Genomic DNA, 17,365 nt, shown 5'->3' with positions numbered 1-17,365 from the left:
GACCGGGGCCACGGCGGAAGGCAACCGAGTGAGCCGCCCGGCTCATGGATGCAGTGGGCCGGCGACGCCGTGCACGGTTGCCGGCGAGACGTGGAGGCCCCCCCTCGGGTCGGCGAGCCGGCCGCCCCGCTCTGCCGGGAGCCGACGGATCACCGGGACCCCGGCGCCACCCGCAGACGAGGGTCGACGCACTTTTGCCGTGGAATTTGAACCACACCGGCTCTGACTACGTGAGTTGTTCGTGAATTTCGGACCGGCGGCCGGTATGGCTGCGGCATTGTCGTACACCAGTGCCGCCGGCCGGTGGCACCGGGCATCGCGGGACGGCCGACTGGAGGAGTGCCATGGGCGAGGACAGGCGCGAGACATGGACCACGGAAGAATTCGGTTCCTCCCACGCGGGCGCGGTCGGGGTGCTCCTGGCCGACGGCACCGTCCCTGATCCGGTCTACTTCGACAGCGCCTCAGGCCCGGGAGGGCAGTCCGTCTCACAGTGGTCCGTCTACGACGGCCGCTGGCCTCACACACCGCGGGCGGCGGCGCTGCGCGCGGTGTGTTCCTGTGGCTGGGCCGGCACCGCCCGCCGTCTGGACTGGGAGGCGATAGGCGACCAGGATCTCGACGACGGCGGGGAGGACCAGGCAGATGCCTGCCTCAAAGACTGGGCCGCGCATACGGATCAGGTGGAGGCGAGGGCCGTCCCCCTGCCGGAGACGGTCACCACTTTGCTGGAGAGCCTGGAAGAGGAGATCGGCAAGCTGACCAAGACCTCCCCGGTCGCCGCCGTGCGGGCGGCCCGCCGGCTGGAGGTCACGGCGGAGCGGGTCGGATACTGGGCCGCCCGCGGCACCGCCAACGACCTCGACACCGGTCGGGCCGCGACGGCCCTCGGGCTCGACGAGGACGCTGCGCGCAAGTTGATGGCCCGCTTCGGTCGCTGGAGCCCGTACCGCTGACCATGCCGTCTCCAGAAGAGGACGTCGGCCGGCACCGTCTCCTGGCACGACGGCCGGTCCACTCGCACGAAGAAGGCGGTACCGAAAACCAACTCGGCCGGACCGCGGCCAGGGCCACGCCCTGCCGGGAGGCTCCAGAGGGCATGGTGGAGGTCGACGCGGTGACCTTCGTCTTCGTTCCCGCCGAGGCCGGGAGCCGTGCCGAGTTCGGGCTTGTCGTGCAGGCCTCGCGCTTGCGATTATCGCAATTGCGATCCCGCCGACCGGGTGGGCCGCAATCACATGGGGGAACGTATGCGCGTCTCACGCCTGCTCGCCGCTGCTGTGCTCACCGCGCTCGCCGCCGGCATCGCCGTCCAGCTGGGCGAGTCCGCCGGTCAGGCCGACTCTCCGGCGCAGCTCGGCTATATCAACATCAACACCCAGGTGCTCCCTTCGCAGCAGCCGGCCTGAGCTCTCCACCGGCCGCCCGCTCGGCCTACCTCAGGTGCTGCGCGAGGGTCGGCGCATCCGCCCGGAGGGCGGCTGCGCCCCGTCCGGACGTGACGGCCGCGGGTGTCTTCGCTGCGGTACGGCGGGGCCCGTCCGGGCTCGACGCCGAGTTCGCCGAGCCGTCCGTTGGTGAGCGCCGGTGCTCGCCCCGCCCAGTTGAGGGCGACGCCGTGCAGGGGCGCGGCCGGCGTCCCCTGGAGCGCGGAGTGGACCGGCGCTGCAGCGTTCGGAGACGCGTCAGAAGTACAGGACCTCCGCGCCGGCGGCGCAGGTGCCGACGTGGATGCTGCCGTCGCCCCCGCGGTACAACAGGCATTCCTTGAGCTCGATACGACGCACGTTCCCCGCGAAGGTGTACTCGCCGATGCCCACGACCGCCTGGTTGCCGCTGGTGTTCCAGACTTCTTGGTCACGGGTGCCGCCGTCCGAGTACACCGCGTGGATCCTGAGCGCCGCGCCCTTGCCGTCGCTCGCCGTGTCCTTGAGCTCGCCGCTCAGGTGGACCCGGCCGTCGGCCGCCTTCCCGTAGTATCCGTGCGCCCAGGCGCCGCCGATGTCACCGCCGGTGCCGGTGACTTCGAAACCGGAGCCGGCCGAGGCCGGCCCCGCGATGAGCAGCAGCGCGGCCGGTACCGCGGCAAGGGTCAGGGCGGCCTTCGTCGTGATCTTCATCGTTCCTCCGTCGTCTGGTCCACGTCGCACGGGACGGCGAAAACGTAGCCCGGGTGGGGGAGCCTTCTCGGCCCACCGCGGGTTGATCTTCGAGCCCACCACGGGGGTAGCCGGTCTACCCCCTGCGGCGTACCCGGCCCCGGCGGCGACCGCCGCCTCCGCTCCTGCCCTCGCTGCCGACGCGCCGCCGGCTCTGGGTGTGCCGGCCTCGCGCAGGGGCAGGTGCGGCGATCTGTGAGCATTCCGGTTGCCGACATGTCTCCGCGCGACTGATCCTGGGGCTCCGGCAGGCAAGGAGGAACAGGATGGGGCTCATGCTCGCCCCCGGAGACGACGACGTGACCGGCCCCGACGTCTCTTGGTCCTACACCGGCTTCAACATGTTCCGGGAGTGGCTGGCTCTGACGGAGGGGTTCACTCTGGCGGAGATGAACGGATTCGGTGGCGACCGTACGTGGAGCAGCGTCTCCACCCCGCTGGCACCGCTCCTCGACCATCCGGACGACGAAGGCTCCATCGCGCACGCTCGATGCGCGGCGATGCTGCCCAGGCTGGAAGCGATCACCGACCAGCGGCAGCACGAGGTGGGGGACCCGGTTCTCGAGCGACGCGTCGACGACGTCCGCCAACTGGTCGCAGTCATCAGGTACTGCTTGGAGAAGGAAGTCGATCTGATCTTCTGCTGACCGTCACCGCAGGCTGTCTCTCGTTGAGTTCGGCCCTCGCGCGTGTCGCTGGGTCCACGAAGCGCACGTGGAAGGGATGGCAGTGCGCTTCCCAGGTCGCGGACAGGGCCCGGAGCGTGGACAGTCCGAAGCCGAAGCGTCCGGGCGGTCTGCCGAACGCGGTGGAAGCGGTAGGCCGGACGCGGCGAAGGAGGCGCCCGCTGCCTGCTGAACGTCAGCCCCGCGTGGTAGGCGCCTCGTCGGTAGCCGCCCTCAAGACAGCCCGGCAAGTGTCTTTCCCGGCCAGCAAGTTCGTACGACGCCGCGTACAACCAGGGCGCCGGCTGAGGTGTCACACCAAGTGATTACCGATGATCGCCTGGGAGAGGTCTTGAAGAGGTTCACCACAGCGACACTCGTCGCCACCACCGCCGTTCTCGGCACCCTGCTCGCACCGGGAACCGCGTACGCCGCGGATCCCGTCGGCACCATGAACGTCTATGCGAGTCCTGCCGGTATCGAGCTCATGTCCCTCGGCGCCATGCCCGACTTCGTCGCCCACCTTCGCAAGAAGGGCAGCGAGACCCGGGTCAAGACGGTCAAGGAATTCACACACAGCAGCGATTGCGACACCTCCTGCGCGGAGGACTTCTACCGGTCCGGTCCGTTGGTTCTCGCCGACCTCGGTTACTACACCGTGGACGTCGAGTACAAGGGCACCGAGGGCGAGCCGATCCTCCACAAGGACGTGGCGGAACTCGACTACCGCGCGCTCGCCAGGTTCGAGAACGCCGCCGTGCCGAAGGCGGTCTCCCTCGACAGCCTGAGCACCGCCGTCTCCGCCGACCTGGTCGCTCGCGATCCCCGCGACGGGAAGAGCACTCCGCTCGCCGGCAAGCAGGTGACCGTCGCCTTCGAGGGCCGGTCCAAGACGGTTTCCACCGACGCCGCCGGACATCTCTCGACGCCGGTGGACTTCACGGGTACGGAGAGCTCGGCCGGGATCAGCCTCCAGCACGACTCCACCGACAACGGCAAGGGCTGGGCGGCCGTCGCCCCCACGGTCGAGCGCCAGCAGGTGAAGATAGCCCTGGACGAAGGCTCCCGCTCGGTGACGGCCCCGTACGGCGATGACGTCACCATCGGTGGAACCATCACGCGAACCGCCAAGGACGGCACGCAGAAGCCGGTCGCCACGCCGATGAGGCTGACGATCCCCAACACCACGGTGTCCGGGTTCGCGAGCGATGCCACGGGTCGGTTCACCAAGACCCAGAGGGTCCTGAAGTCCTCGGCCTGGAAGGTCGCCGCCGCCTACCAGCAGCCGTGGCTCAACACCTCCACGACCGCCGACATCACTGCCAAGGTGACGGCGGGCACCGCCTTCACGAACGTCGCCATGAGCATCGACAAGTACCGGAACGTGTACGCGGGCGGAATCCTCGTCCAGCGCGCCACCTCGGCCGCGCCGGGCCCCGCCAAGGTGGAAGTCCAGTACTCGGCCGACGGCCGCACCGGCTGGTCCACCCGTAAGACCGTCGACACCGTCATCGGCCGGTACTTCACCATGCCCGCGCTGGAGAACGCCCCGGTCGACGGCTACTGGCGGCTGCGGTACGCGGGCACGCCCGACCTCGCAGGGTCGACGTCGGCGCGCTTCCGGCTGACCAAAACCGTGACCACCGTCGCGGAGTTCAACGCCAACCCCGAGCCGGTCCGCAAGGGCCAGTACCTCACGCTCACCGGCACGCTCAAGCAGCGGGCCGCGTCCGCCACGACCTGGCGGCCGTACGCGGCCCAGACCGTGCGCTTCTACTTCAAGCCCGCCGGGACCGGAACCTCCTACGGCTACGTGGGATCGACCACCACCGCCGCCGACGGCACCTTCGGCCGGAGGTTCACGGCCACGAAGGACGGCACCTGGCAGGCCCAGTTCTACGACAACGGCACCACCCACTTCGCCAGCAGGAGCCGCGAGGACTACGTCGACGTCACCGGCTGATGACGGTGAGGGCCCGGCTGCCGCGGCAGCCGGGCCCCCACCGTGCTCGCGGGGCTGCTCCTCGTCGCTGATGTCCACGTCTCCGCCGCCCGGCAAGTGCGGAGTCGGCTTCACCGTCGGCTTGTGCGTCGGTTGTGGTCGGTTGGTTGTGGCGCGGCCGGTTCTGGGGTGGTCAGTTCTGGCGGAAGCGGTGGATGGACGGGTCGTAGGCGGGGGCGGGGAAACGGTCGCCGGTGATCGCGTCGGGGACGGGGGTGCCGGGGGTGGTGGTCAGCGGAATCCAGCCCGCCCAGGATTCGACCTGGTCGTCCTTGGGTTCGTCCCGGGCGAATCCCTCGCGGACCTTCATCGAGAACTCCGTGATCGGCATGGTCAGGCAGGCGGTGTACCGGGCTTCCTCGACGTTGGGGCGGCGGGCGGCATACGGGCCGGACAGCCGGCCGGGGATGACGCTCTCCACGACGTCGGCGAGGGCGTCGGCGCGCTCCTGCTCGTCCTCGATCGGCGTGGCGGTGCCGAAGATCATGGCGGAGCGGTAGGCGGCCGAGTGATGGGAGGAAGCCCGGCCCAGAATCACCCCGTCGATCAGCGTCGCGGTCACGCACAGCGGTGCGCCCGAGGCGGCGGTGGTGATGAAACGGCCGAACGCGGAACCGTGCAGGAGCAGTTGATCACCCACCCGCATGTGCAGGGTGGGGATGACCACCGGGCCGAGATCGGTGTTGAAGCCGACATGGACGCCGAGGGCCTCGTCGAGGATCGCGTAGACCGCGTCCCGTTCGTAGGTGACCCGCTCGGGATACCGATTCGCAGTGGTGCGCGCAGTGGCCGACATTTCCGCAAATCTACGTGTTTGACGGTGATGGTTCCGGGTGAGACGCCGCTGAATTCCCCCAAAGGACCTAAAGCCCCCAAAGGGCCCAAGGTGCCGACGTCAAGGACGCACACGCGGCGCGGGAAGAGCCCGATGCCGGCCACCGCCGACTGCTTGATTGCTTACGGGAGCGACAGCTCACGAGACGCTAATTTGGGGCACCCCAAAGCAGAGGGGAGCCCGGTGGGCAAGGTGGTCATGTACGGCTCGGTGTCGGTGGACGGCTTCGTCGCGGACGAGAATGACCAGCCCGGACCACTGTTCGACTGGTTGTCCAGCGGCGATGTCCCGTTGGACGAGAGCGGCGAGCTGAAGGTGTCTCAGACGTCCTACGACTACACCCGGCCGTACTGGGACCAGATCGGAGTCACGATCGTCGGCCGCCACGTCTTCGACCTGACGGACGGCTGGGACGGGAAGCCTCCGGGCGGGATCGACCACATGGTCGTCGTGACGCACCGGCCGGAACCCGAGGGCTGGGACCCCGAGGCACCGTTTCGCTTCGTCGACGGCGTCGAGGCAGCCGTGGCCAGGGCGCAGGAGCTTGCGGGTGAGCGCGTGGTCGAGGTCGCCGCCGGCGACGTCGGTGGCCAGGTGCTTGCCGCGGGCCTGATCGACGAGGTGCGCATGGACGTCGTACCCGTCGTGTTCGGCGCCGGCAAGCGCTTCTTCGGGTCGGTGCGCGCGCAGCACCTGTTGGAGGATCCCGACGTGGTGATTCAGGGCGACAGGGTGCTTCACCTGCGCTACCGGGTGCGCCGTTGACCGACCGCGCCCGCGCCGCGGGGGACCGGAACTGGGTGCCGCGCGGTCGGGGAGCGGCGATTTCATGCCTGCTGCAAGTAATCAGATCCCTGCTGATGGTGATGGTGATGGTCATGGCGAGGTGTGGGTCCTCTCGGGTGTGCACCCTCCGAGAGGACACGCTTCCCTCCGTCGCCTAGGTGATGAGGGGCAGGAGGATGCCGGCCAGGGCGAGGCCGAGGGTCAGCGCGCAGAAGAAGACGAACGCACCCCGGTTGAAGGCGGTGGTCACCGGTGCGCCGCCCAACCGGGCGGCGCCGTAGCCGAGGACGCCGATGACCGCGCACAGCACGAGGAGCACCGTGAGGGCGAGGAGCAGTAGCAGGAGGGCGTGCGCGCTCACGCGGCACCTCCCCGAGGGCGGCTGTGGTGGGCCGGGTCGTTGGTGTGGGGCGGCTGCCCACTGCCGGCGGGCGGCTTACGGTCGAGCATGGTTTCCCTCCCTTGTGAGGACCGGGGCCCGTTGGGGGACAGGTGCGGAAGCCTGCCCGGCGGGCCTTGTCGGTGCCTCCAGTTCTACGGCGCAGGGAAAATATTCACCAAGCCGGTCAATGCTTTGACCTGCACTTTCGTGACTTTGTCGAATGTCATCACGCGAACGGTCAGCGCGGGCGAGGATTGTCCGGAGCCACGGAGGCTCGCGCGAGCAGGAGGACATTCGATGACTTTGACTCCGAAGCGCCGGCCCGGGCGGAAGCTGGTCGAGGACCCGGCCCGGATGGCGTACGGGTCACCGGAGGCCAACGAGCTCATCGCGCGGATCCACCAGATCGTCAACGAGTCCGGAGGCGCCCTGGCCGAGGCGGCCCAGAGGCGGGGCATGCCGAGGCAGTCCCTGGACCGTCTGCTGCACAAGGCACAACCCGACTGGCACGTGGTGGAGCTGGTCGTGAGGTACTGCATCGAGGAGGCGGGCGGCCAGGACCGGCACGGCTGGCTCAAGGAGGTCAACGGGCTCTGGGAGAAAGCACGGACCACCGCGCCCGCCACGATCACGGCCACGGCGCCGCCGGCGCCCGAGGGGCCCCTGGCCGGTCCCGGGCTCCTGGTTCCGCTGCTGGGCCTCGTCCTCGAAGGCCGGTACGAGCTGGTGGCGGAGCACCTGGCCGATGCCGGCCTGGTCGACGCATCAGGTGTGGGTGACGTACTGAAGGAGCTCGGGAGCCGCAGTCCGAGCGCGGTGGCCGCCGTGATCCAGGCGGCAGCCGCACAGGGGCGCCGGGACACGGCCGATACCTGGATGCAAGCCCTGGAAGACTGTGCGGAGGACGTCGCCGCCGCGGTACGACGTCATCTGCCGCCCGACCCTCCGATCGACGTGCCGGACGATGTGGAGGAGCCCGAGCCGGCCGTACCCGCGGTGAGCATCGAGGCCCTCGACCCGACGGCCTTCGAGGGCAAGCGCCTGGCACTGCTGGTCCGCCGCGGTGACGTGGCCCAAGCCGCCACGGACATCCTCGTCCGGGCCACGCCCGATCCGGACAATGACGGGGGACGGACCAACATCTTCAGCGGGATGAGCCTCGGGCATGACGGCGTCCACCTTTCCAACGCCGCCGACGGGGTCCTGGCCCTGCGTCAGAGCGACGCGGAGGACCTGCGCACGCTGGCGGCCGTCCTCGGGGCCCTCGTCCTGCGGGGCCACTCGGACCTCGCCGCCGTCGTCCTTCGGCGGCTCGCCGACGACGACACGGCCTTGGCCACCGACGTCCTGCAGGCCGTGCCCCGCTCCCAGGCACTCGCCGTCGTCCGTGCCTCCACCGCCGTGAGCTTCATGACCATCGGATTCGGGGCCACCGAGGCGCTGCTGGCGCGGTCGCCGGCGCCGGTCGCCGCCGAGTTCCTGCTCGCTGCCGCGCGTGACAGCCAGGGTGCGAAAGAGCCGGCCGACCTGCTGATGGGGCTGCCCCACCGTACCGAGGTCCTGCACCGCATGGCGGCGGGCGACCACCAACAGACCGCCCGCGTCCTCAACGCCGTGGCCGTGGACTGGAGCCTGACCGACCACAACACCCCGGAACACCGGATCACGGTGTCGTTCCTGCACGTTGCCCGCGCCGACAGCGCCGTCGCCGCCCGGGTCCTCCTCCAATTCCTGCGCTTCAACACCGGTAGCGCAGCCGACCTGCTGTACCTGATGGAGACCGCATCCGCCCAGGGTGATTCCACACGGGTGACGGCCCGGGCCCTCGCCGGCACGCTCGACCTCGCCCCTTCGGTGGCCGCCACGCTGATCGCCCGCATGGCCGGGCGGGAGGACTTTCCCATCCGGCTCCTGGAGCAAGTCACCGTGGAGAACCCGCCCCACGGAACCCTGCTCGCCACCCACATGATGGCCCAGGACCTCGCGTACTTCCGTTCCCGGATCCCCTCCATGATCCGCCAGCGGGCCACCACCCTCGCCGCGGAACTCCTGCAGCAACTCGCAGGCCAGGAACCGGAGGCCCCCTGGACCCTGATACGGCAGGCCCTCACGGCAGGAGCCACCGAAGCGGCCCTAGCCAACGCCGACGCCTACATCGCGACCCGGTGAACACGGCTACGGAGCCGCTCTGTTTCCCGCTTGGCATGCGGGGAGGAGCGGAGACGCGGACGAGCCGGGCCCCTCGCCGGCAACCGTGCCGTCAGGCCGCTTCGCCATCGAGCCGGAGCCCTGCGGCGCGCCCTTGTTCGCCACCGACGTCCCCGGGCCGGCGACGCCGCGCCGCGGTACGAACTCCACCTCTCAGCCGACCACGTCCGCGCCGTCCACCCCTCCTGATCCGGCCGAAGCCCTACGACCCCGAAGCCCTCCGGCCCCGGAGCGATCCACCCCCCCGGAGCGATCCCACCCCCGTGGCGCCCGTACGGACTCCCGCTCGGCCGTGTGGCACGGCTTGTGCGTGGTGGTGGGGCTACCGTCGATGTCATGACTGCTGATTCCCTGCGCTCCGTGACCGTGGAGCGAACCGGTCCGGGCATGTTCACTGCGACCAACTCCCGCGGTGACACGATCACCTTCGCCACCGGATCCGGTGGAGGCTTCACTCCTGTCGAGCTCTTCCTCGCCGCGATCGGTGGCTGCTCGGCGGCCGACGTGGACGTCGCCACCACCCGGCACGCCGAACCCACTCATTTCTCCGTCGCCGTCGAGGGACACAAGGCCGAGGATGCGGGCGGAAACCACATGACCGACCTCGAGGCGGCCTTCACCGTCCGCTTTCCCGGCGGCGAGGCCGGCGACCGGGCCCGAGCCATCCTGCCGCGCGCCGTAAGAACCTCCCACGACAAACTCTGCACCGTCAGCCGCACCGTGGAAGCCGGGACCCCTGTCATCGTAGGAGTCATCGACACGGACTGACCGACCGGGCCGCCCGCGTGTGCGCGACGACGGGTACGGCAAGGGATCCAACAACGTGTGCGACGAGAGCTGGAGTGACGTCCTCGACGCGATCGACAAGTCGAACGCTTCGACACGCGCAGCCCTCAATGCCCGGGCCGCAATCGGGACAGCTGACGCGCTCCCTGCTGAGCAGTTGCGACGGACCGGGAGTGTTGGCGCAGGCCGGCAGCGGCGGGGGCCCGAAGGACCTGGCCGCATTCCCGCCGGGGCGGTGTGTCAGACCACGGCCACGGCGAGCCGGTTCACGAGCAGTTCTACCCTCGGCGCGGCGTCTTCCGGCGGCAGCCGTCCCGCCCGGGTGAGGGTGGCCAGGCCGTGCAGGGAGGCCCAGAACGTCTCGGTGAAGAGTCCCGGGTGGACGCCGGCCCCGGCGACCTCGCCCAGGCTCTCCAGGAGCGCGGCGAAGGCGTCCTTCAAGGGCTCCGGGGTGTCCTCGTGTGCGAACGCGAGACCGCCGTCGAGCTGGAAGATGGCGTCGTAGACCGCCGGGTTGCGTGCGGCGAAGTCCAGGTAGGCGTGCGCGAGGGCGGCGACCCGCTCGCGCGGGCCGTCCGCGGCGGCGGTTGCGGCCCGCACCGCCGCGGCCAGCTCGGCGGCGCCCTCGAGGGCGACGGCGCCGATGATCTCCCGTTTGCCGCGGAAGTGGCTGTAGAGGACGGGCTGGCTGTATTCGATGCGCTCGGCGAGCCGGCGGGTGGTGACCGCGTCCCAGCCCTGCTGCTCGGCGAGTTCACGGGCCGTCGCCACGATGAGGCGCTCACGCTCCGCCCGTTCGCGCTGCTTGCGTTCCTGTACCGACATGATTCGATCCTAGCATCGCTAGACATGAGAGCGGCAGTAGTACTAGCGTTGCACCATCACCTAGCAACGCTAGATCTCAGGAGGTCGCCATGTTCAGCACACTCGCGGTCGTCACCACCGTGCTCGTCGGCGTGATGGTGGGGGTGGAGTTCGCCGTCGCCTTCGTCATGAGCCGGATCCTCAACGCACTCCCCGACGACAGCCGCCAGCTCGGCCATGCCCACGGGGGCCGGATGCTCGGTGCCCTGATGCCGGTCTGGTACATCGGCTCGCTCGTCCTCGTCGTGATCTGGGCCATCGCCGGATCGGACCAGGACGGCATCGGCCTCGTCGTCACCGCCGGCGGGCTGCTGATGCTCAGCGTGGTCATGTCGATCCTGCTGCTCGTCCCGATCAACAACCTGAACAAGACCTGGACCCCCGAGAACCGGCCCGCCGACTGGAAGGAGCAGCTGCACCGCTGGGAACGCTTCCACTACGTCCGCGTCGCCGTCATCATCGGTGCCTTCACCCTGCTCGTCTCCGCCCTCGTCTGAGCTCGCGGGCCGGCCCCGTACTGGCTCATCCAACTGACGAAGAATCACAAGACGAAGACTGACAAGGGGAAGAACCATGTCGCTGAAGAAGATCAACACCGTCCTGGCCGCCGTCTTCATCTTCTTCATCCTCTGGTTCGGGACGGGGTACGTCCTGAGCCCGGAGACGACGGCGGCGGGCTTCGGCCTGCCGAACCCGCCCTCCGGCGACGGCGGCGGTTTCCTCGTGGTCAAGGGAATCCGCGACGTCGTCCTGGCCCTGGTCCTGGGCATCCTGCTGGTGACGGGCCACCGCCGGGCGCTCGGCTGGGCGCTGCTCGTGGAAGCGCTCGCCGCGTACGGTGACATGACCACCGTGCTGGCCCACGGGGGCTCCGTGGCCACCGCGCTCGGCGTCCACTGCCTGACCGCGACACTGATGGTGGGCAGCGGTCTGCTGATCATGCGCGAGACCCGCAACGCCCCCGGCGCGGGCGCGGCCGCTGCGGCAACCAACGCCGCGCAGCCGGCTCCGCAGCTCGCGCCTCGGCCCGCCTGACGCCCGGACTTCACGTCAGCGGGCGGCGATGGCGCACACGCAGGTCATGATGAGGGCCACGGCCATCCCGGCCGCCGTCAGCGGGGCGGTCAGCGCGGGGTGGCGGTGGACGGCGTACCCGATGGTGCCTGCCAGGAGCAGCGTCACCAGGATCAGGAGCAGGAGTACGGCCAGGGCGATCGAGGACACGGGGTCTTCCTTTCGTCGGGTCATGCCGAGGCCGGCATGCGGTGGGCAGGTGCGCGGGGTGGGCTGGTGCGCGGTGGTCAGGTGTGCGGTCGGGTGGGGAAGTTGGCCGGTATCGGCTCTCTGTGACCGACCTTCGCGCCTAGGCTCGGTGTCCCCTCCTGGGAGCAGGTGGTTTCCCGGTGGGGAAGATTTCCGTGGGCTTCGGGGGAGCAGGAGCAGTCATGTCTGAGGGCGATGGCCGCAGTGGGGCAGGTTCCGGCGTGGAGGGGGCCGGGGAACCGGGCTCCGTGGCGGCGGCGCGGGCGCTGGGGGAGCAGCTGCGGCTGCTGCGGGAGAACGCGGGCTTGTCCCAGCGGGCGATGGTCGCCCTGCACGGGGGGAGCATCACCTCGGTTTCGCGGTACGAGAACGGGGACCGGCTGCCGCGCAGTGCCTACGTGGAGGCGCTGCTGGAGGAGGCGGACCGGCGCGGGCGGGCCCCGCTCACCACCGCCGTACGTGAGCTGGTGACGGCCCTGTACGAGCGGGCACTGGGCCCTGTGGGCGGGCGCAACAGCGAGCGGGCCGCGCTCTACGAACAGGAGCGGGCGCTGCGGGAGGTACAGGACCGGGAGGCCGAGACCGCCCGGCTGCTGGCCGAGCTGGCGGAGCCGGCCGACCAGGGGCAGGACCCGCAGGCCGGCACGGAAGCCTCGGACGGGGTGGACGCTCGGGCGGCGCAGCTGGAGCGGCTCAGTGGCCACCTGGCCGTACAGCGGCAGCGGATCCTGGGCGAGATCGACCGCCTCGTGGCCCGGCTTCCCGGCGAAGGCTCCGCTGAAGTCGTGCCCCACCCTGGGACGGGGCCGTTCCCCGAGCCTGTTCCCGGCCCTGGTGACGAGGCTGTTCCCCTCTGGAAACACCGCCTCCCGCTGGCCGGCCTGGCCGCCGTTCTGATCGCGGTGGCCGCGATCATCTGGGGAGCGGTACTGCTCCAGCGGGGAAATCCGGCCCCGGGACAAAGCCCGGTAGCCGACGCCGGACCCGGGCGCGAGAGCGCCACACCGACCCCGACCCCGACCCCTTCACCGAGCCCCACGCCCTCACCGACGCCCACGCCGATGTCTTCCCCCACGCCGCCCGCCCCGGCCTCCACCCCTCCCTCATCCGGCCCCGCACCCGTCCCGCCGCCGAGCTCCACCCCGCCCCCGGCGAGCGAACCCCCCGCCCCGACCGTGCCCGAGGCCGTACGCGTGCGCTGGCGCGGCACGCTGACCCTGGACGACGGCAGCAAAACCGGGATCCCGACGACGGGCTGGTTCCTGGATCCCGTCCCGCCCCAGCGGGCACCGCTGGGGGACCTCGGACTGTCCTGCCAACTCGGCTGCGATCCAGGACGCTACGTCGGCAACACGATCGTCGCCTTCAAGGGTCCCGGGACACCCGACCGCCAAAAATGCGTCGACCTCCTGAACACCAACCTCGGGCAACGCACCGCCGACGTCCCCGCAGGCCGCTCCGCCTGCTTCGGAACCGAAGCCGGCCGGGTCGGATACTTCACACCCGGCACAGGAAACGGCGGCCAGGTCAAACTTCAAACGACCGTGTGGGAACTACCCGACTGAACGATCGACTCCGAGTCGTCGACCGGCGCTCCCGGGGCAGAGTCCGAGCCGTGGGCGGCCTGGCGCGGCCCACGGGCCGGCCCGTACTGGACGCAGAACGTCACCGTCGACGCGTACCGGGCCATCGGCCGGGACGACGCTGCCGGAACCCTCCGGAGCTGGGCCGGCCAGCATGTCCGTTGCCCAGTTCCCTGGAGACGTTCTGGCGCGCGAGGTGCACCCCGCCCTCCGGCAGCCACCAGCCGCCACGAGCTCTCGGACCTCGGCCCCGAGGCGTTCGGCGCCGGCGGCCCCGCCCGGCCGGCGGTCGGTCCGGCCGGCTCGGCTCGAGCGCCGGAGGCACGTGGCGATGAAGACCCGGGCCGTGAGGTTCTCCTGTGACCCGGCCGCGGCGCTACCCGGAGTTCGGTGTTCCGCCTGGTCAACCGGGGGGTGGCCGTGCCAGGCGGGTTCGAGGCTGACCGTAGAGTGTGCCAGCCATGTGACATTCACATGGCCGAAATCGCTCCGGGGGGAACGAAATGCTCAACTCCGCGCGTCCGCGCGCACGGTTCAGATCCGCGAGGACCCTGCTGGTCCCCGCTCTGCTGGCGGCGCTGCTGACGCCCGCCATCCCGGCCGCGAACGCGTTCGCCGCGCCGCCGGCGGCCGCCGCGCCCATGAGCGTGGCGCCCGCGCCCGAGTCGAAGGCTGAACCGGTGCACCGCCCGGCGATCCCGGCGAGCTCCCCGAGCCCGGCCCGTGCGAACAAGGCCGCGGAGTCGGCGCCGCCGACCCCGGCGGGTTCGGCAGACGAGCCCTGCGCGCCGCTCGCGCTCGCGCCCCTCGGCGATCCGGGCAGCGCGGTCGGCAGCGCCACCATCGAGCCCCAGGGCACTGCCTGCTTCGAGGTCGTCGTGACGAAGCCGGGCATGCACCGGCTCCTCGCCTCCGACCAGTACGCCTACGCTTCGTTGACCTCCGGGACCTCCGGTGGGAGCCAGGTCGCGTGCGGGGACCCGAACGGCTCCTGGTGCGAGCTCGCGGCCGGTACGTACACGGTCTCCGTCTACAACAGCCACTGGGAGCCCATCACCAACCGGGTCGCCCTCGTCCCGCTGATGGACGCCCCCGGATGTCCGGCCGTCGCCGGCACCCGCTACGACTCGGCCCCGACCTCGGGGCTCTCCGCGGACCGCCTCGGCATCGTCTGCCACGCGTTCACCGCCGCTCCCGGCGAGCGGATCGCCGCCGACTTCCAGCTGGCCGAGTACGGAGACTTCACGTACTGGATCACGGACGGCACCGGCAAGCGCCTCTGCGAGAGTGCGAACTGCGTCCTGCCCGCAGGGGTGGGCGGCTACCGCGTCCTCGCCGAGATCCGGTGGCTGAGCGGAGGCTTCCCCGCCGCGTACAGCCTGAAGGTCCGGCGTCTGTCGAACCCCGAGGGCTGCGTGCCCGTGGCGATGACCTCGTACGGCTCCGCGCCCGCGCAGGCCGCCCCGCAGACCGGGTGCAGGACGTTCACCCCGACCGCGACCGGCCGCTACGACGCCGACGGCGTCGACGCGGAGGGCAGGGTCTCCGGCATCGCGGTGTACGCGGTGGACGGCTCCGCCGTCTGCACGGACGGGCGGGACTGCTCGCTCGCCGCCGGCGCCTCGTACACCCTCCGCACGGACATCGCCGTGCGGATCCTGTCCCGCACCGCAACGGCGGGCTGCGAGAACGGGGTCACGCTCGCGCGCGACCACAAGGGCACGTTCGCCGTCCCCGGCGAGGTCGACTGCCTGAACCTGCCGGTAACCCAAGGCGCCCACGTCGCCGTCCTGTCCGATGGTGCCGCGTCCATCAGCGTCGTCGACGCCAAGGGAGCCGCGTTCTGTGAGAACGGACTGACGGACGGCACCTGCGTCCTGGGCGGCACCGCTCCGTACCGTGCCCTCGTCTCCAAGCTCGACCCGGCGGGGGAGAGCGACGTCTACCGTCTCGTCGTCCACCGCACGGACGCGCCGAGCGCCTGCCGCACCTTCGTCCCCGGCGACTTCACGGGGAAGCCTGCGCGGATGAGCGTGAAGAACAGTGCGGAGGTCTTCGCCGACTGCCTGTCCATTGCGGCCAACGACCACTCCGCAGAAGAAATCCTCCAGATCCAGCGTGTCTCGGGCGACTCGCACGCGACGGTCAGCGTCCTGGACGCGAAGGGCAAGCCGGTTTGCTCCGTCAGCACGGCCTACGGCTCCTTCTACACCTGCCCCCTGACGGCCAAGGTCGCACACACCGTCCTCGTCCGGGGCCGGAACGTACCCGCCGAGTTCGCCCTGACCCGCCTCGACGTCACCGCCACCGCGCGCGGCTGTGTCCCGACCGCGGCCGCGGCGGTGGGCGGCCCGTCCACCGGCGGCGTACCGGCCAAGCCCGGCACCTTCCTGTGCCACCAGGTGACCACGGCCGACGCCGCGGACACCCTGCACCTGAACGCCCGGGACGCGCAGGGCACCGCCCACCTCATCGGGTACAAGGCGAACGGCGAAGTCGTCTGCGACTACTTCGCCGCGGGCTGCGCCGTCACCGGCTCCACCCGCTACCAGGTCCTCGTCCAGGTCCCGGAGGGCAAGACCGCGGCACCCGCCTACCGGCTGGACGCACTGCGCATCGGCACGGCGGCCGGCCCCGCCCCCGAGTGCGTCAAGGTCCCGAACGTCAGCTACGGGTTCGGGCCGCTGACCGCCACCCTGAGCGAGCAGAAGACGGCGATCTGCGCCGTGCTCCCCACGGCGACCGGCGACTATTTCGACCTGAGATTCACGCCCGCCGGGACCTTCGAGCAGTCACCGACGCCCTGGCTGTACGACCGGTCAGACCTGAAGAGCAATTGCATGCGGTCGTATTCCAGCGAGGGCCAGAACTACGCTTGTTCTCTCCCGACGGCCGCCCCTCCGAAGGCCTCCAGGCCCAGCACGTTCGTGATCGGTCTGCCGGAGAAGCCCGCGCAGGCCACCACCGCCGTGCGGATCGACGCGACGTGCCGCATGATCCCCTGCGGCCTCGACGAGCGGACCATCGGCACGGTGGGCCCGTCCACGGTCGGCCGGGGCAAGGTCACCATGACCGTCACGGGCAGCGCACTGCGTGAGGACACCGTGGTCGAGTTGAGCAACGGCAGCTTCCGTGCCCGCTCGACGACCGTCTCCGTCGCCCCCGACCGGCGCCGCATGACGGTCGCCCTGGACCTCACGAAGGCCCCGCTCGGCCCGCTGTCCGTGAGCGTGTTCGCGCACGGCATGGAGTACGGCAAGGGCTCGGTCACCGCCGTCGCCCCGATCCGCTCCACCGCCGCCCCCACCGTCACCGGCACCGCGGTCGTCGGTGGCACGGTGAAGGCGACGACCGGCTCCTGGTCGCCGGCCGCCGACTCCCACACCTACCGGTGGTACGCCGACGGAAAGTCGATCTCGGGCGCCACGGGCTCCTCGTACACCCTGCCGTCGACGCTCCAGGGCAAGCAGCTCACCGTGGTGGTGACCGCCCGCAAGGCCGGGCACCCGGAGGTGAAGGTCACCAGCACCGCCGTACTCGTCAAGGGAGCCGCACCCAAGGCGACGAAGGCCCCGTCCATCACGGGCACGGCCAAGGTCGGCAGCTTGCTGACCGCGAACCGCGGTACGTGGACCCCGACACCGACCTCGTACACCTACAAGTGGTACGCGGACGGCAAGCTCATCAGCGGTGCGACCCGCTCCACGTTCACCCCGACCAGCACGCAGCGCGGCAAGCGAATCAGCGTAAAGGTGACGGCCAACCGGACCGGTCACCTGTCCGGCACCGCGACCAGCGGCGCGACGGGGGCGGTCACCGGCTGACCCGCTCT

General features: G+C 70.7%; 16 protein-coding genes. 11 read left to right on the top strand and 5 right to left on the bottom strand.

The window, feature by feature from the left end:
- The first annotated feature begins 344 nt into the window (after nucleotides 1-344).
- A complete protein-coding gene (locus tag ACFYM0_RS03815) occupies nucleotides 345-956 on the top strand; it encodes a hypothetical protein (protein ID WP_388496182.1) in 612 nt (203 codons plus the stop codon).
- A 294-nt stretch (nucleotides 957-1,250) separates the two neighbouring features.
- Nucleotides 1,251-1,409, top strand: coding sequence for a hypothetical protein (locus ACFYM0_RS03810; RefSeq protein ID WP_388496180.1), 159 nt, complete (start codon nucleotides 1,251-1,253; stop codon nucleotides 1,407-1,409).
- A gap of 276 nt (nucleotides 1,410-1,685) precedes the next feature.
- On the opposite strand, the gene ACFYM0_RS03805 is transcribed toward ACFYM0_RS03810, so the two are convergent.
- Complete coding sequence (locus ACFYM0_RS03805) at nucleotides 1,686-2,120, bottom strand: hypothetical protein (RefSeq protein ID WP_388496178.1); 435 nt, start codon at nucleotides 2,118-2,120, stop codon at nucleotides 1,686-1,688.
- A 305-nt stretch (nucleotides 2,121-2,425) separates the two neighbouring features.
- Here ACFYM0_RS03805 and ACFYM0_RS03800 point away from each other — a divergent pair, with 305 nt between their 5' ends.
- Together ACFYM0_RS03800 and ACFYM0_RS03795 are read left to right on the top strand one after the other, a co-directional pair.
- Entirely contained in the window at nucleotides 2,426-2,806 is a 381-nt protein-coding gene (locus ACFYM0_RS03800) for a hypothetical protein (protein WP_388496176.1), read from the top strand.
- Nucleotides 2,807-3,176: 370 nt separating this feature from the next.
- The gene (locus tag ACFYM0_RS03795) at nucleotides 3,177-4,787 is read left to right on the top strand and encodes a hypothetical protein (RefSeq protein ID WP_388496174.1); all 1,611 of its coding nucleotides are present in this window, start codon (nucleotides 3,177-3,179) and stop codon (nucleotides 4,785-4,787) included.
- 172 nt (nucleotides 4,788-4,959) lie between these two features.
- On the opposite strand, the gene ACFYM0_RS03790 is transcribed toward ACFYM0_RS03795, so the two are convergent.
- Nucleotides 4,960-5,622, bottom strand: coding sequence for a pyridoxamine 5'-phosphate oxidase family protein (locus ACFYM0_RS03790; protein ID WP_388496172.1), 663 nt, complete (start codon nucleotides 5,620-5,622; stop codon nucleotides 4,960-4,962).
- A 222-nt stretch (nucleotides 5,623-5,844) separates the two neighbouring features.
- Between ACFYM0_RS03790 and ACFYM0_RS03785 the strand changes: the two genes are divergently transcribed.
- Nucleotides 5,845-6,426, top strand: a complete 582-nt coding sequence (locus ACFYM0_RS03785) for a dihydrofolate reductase family protein (RefSeq protein ID WP_388496170.1) — start codon at nucleotides 5,845-5,847, stop codon at nucleotides 6,424-6,426.
- Between the two features lie 175 nt (nucleotides 6,427-6,601).
- On the opposite strand, the gene ACFYM0_RS03780 is transcribed toward ACFYM0_RS03785, so the two are convergent.
- Nucleotides 6,602-6,808: a hypothetical protein gene (locus ACFYM0_RS03780; protein ID WP_388496168.1), complete on the bottom strand. Its 207-nt coding sequence runs from the start codon at nucleotides 6,806-6,808 to the stop codon at nucleotides 6,602-6,604.
- A gap of 318 nt (nucleotides 6,809-7,126) precedes the next feature.
- On the opposite strand from ACFYM0_RS03780, the gene ACFYM0_RS03775 reads away from it, so the two are divergent.
- Nucleotides 7,127-8,998, top strand: coding sequence for a hypothetical protein (locus tag ACFYM0_RS03775; protein ID WP_388496167.1), 1,872 nt, complete (start codon nucleotides 7,127-7,129; stop codon nucleotides 8,996-8,998).
- 375 nt (nucleotides 8,999-9,373) lie between these two features.
- Complete coding sequence (locus tag ACFYM0_RS03770) at nucleotides 9,374-9,805, top strand: OsmC family protein (RefSeq protein ID WP_388496165.1); 432 nt, start codon at nucleotides 9,374-9,376, stop codon at nucleotides 9,803-9,805.
- A 258-nt stretch (nucleotides 9,806-10,063) separates the two neighbouring features.
- Here ACFYM0_RS03770 and ACFYM0_RS03765 read toward each other — a convergent pair whose 3' ends face one another.
- On the bottom strand, nucleotides 10,064-10,648 hold the full coding sequence (locus tag ACFYM0_RS03765; RefSeq protein WP_388496163.1) for a TetR/AcrR family transcriptional regulator: 585 nt from the start codon (nucleotides 10,646-10,648) through the stop codon (nucleotides 10,064-10,066).
- An 89-nt stretch (nucleotides 10,649-10,737) separates the two neighbouring features.
- On the opposite strand from ACFYM0_RS03765, the gene ACFYM0_RS03760 reads away from it, so the two are divergent.
- Together ACFYM0_RS03760 and ACFYM0_RS03755 are read left to right on the top strand one after the other, a co-directional pair.
- Entirely contained in the window at nucleotides 10,738-11,184 is a 447-nt protein-coding gene (locus ACFYM0_RS03760) for a DUF1772 domain-containing protein (protein ID WP_388496161.1), read from the top strand.
- 76 nt (nucleotides 11,185-11,260) lie between these two features.
- Nucleotides 11,261-11,722: a DUF4267 domain-containing protein gene (locus tag ACFYM0_RS03755; RefSeq protein ID WP_388496160.1), complete on the top strand. Its 462-nt coding sequence runs from the start codon at nucleotides 11,261-11,263 to the stop codon at nucleotides 11,720-11,722.
- 15 nt (nucleotides 11,723-11,737) lie between these two features.
- Here ACFYM0_RS03755 and ACFYM0_RS03750 read toward each other — a convergent pair whose 3' ends face one another.
- Nucleotides 11,738-11,911: a hypothetical protein gene (locus ACFYM0_RS03750; RefSeq protein WP_388496158.1), complete on the bottom strand. Its 174-nt coding sequence runs from the start codon at nucleotides 11,909-11,911 to the stop codon at nucleotides 11,738-11,740.
- Between the two features lie 221 nt (nucleotides 11,912-12,132).
- On the opposite strand from ACFYM0_RS03750, the gene ACFYM0_RS03745 reads away from it, so the two are divergent.
- Nucleotides 12,133-13,515: a helix-turn-helix domain-containing protein gene (locus tag ACFYM0_RS03745; protein ID WP_388496157.1), complete on the top strand. Its 1,383-nt coding sequence runs from the start codon at nucleotides 12,133-12,135 to the stop codon at nucleotides 13,513-13,515.
- Between the two features lie 521 nt (nucleotides 13,516-14,036).
- Nucleotides 14,037-17,357: a hypothetical protein gene (locus tag ACFYM0_RS03740; protein WP_388496155.1), complete on the top strand. Its 3,321-nt coding sequence runs from the start codon at nucleotides 14,037-14,039 to the stop codon at nucleotides 17,355-17,357.
- The last annotated feature ends 8 nt before the right edge of the window (nucleotides 17,358-17,365 follow it).

Source organism: Streptomyces sp. NPDC006487 (genome assembly GCF_042870555.1).
Classification (GTDB): domain Bacteria; phylum Actinomycetota; class Actinomycetes; order Streptomycetales; family Streptomycetaceae; genus Streptomyces.
Note: the sequence above shows the minus strand (reverse complement) of the source record. Positions and strands in the feature narration are given on the sequence as shown.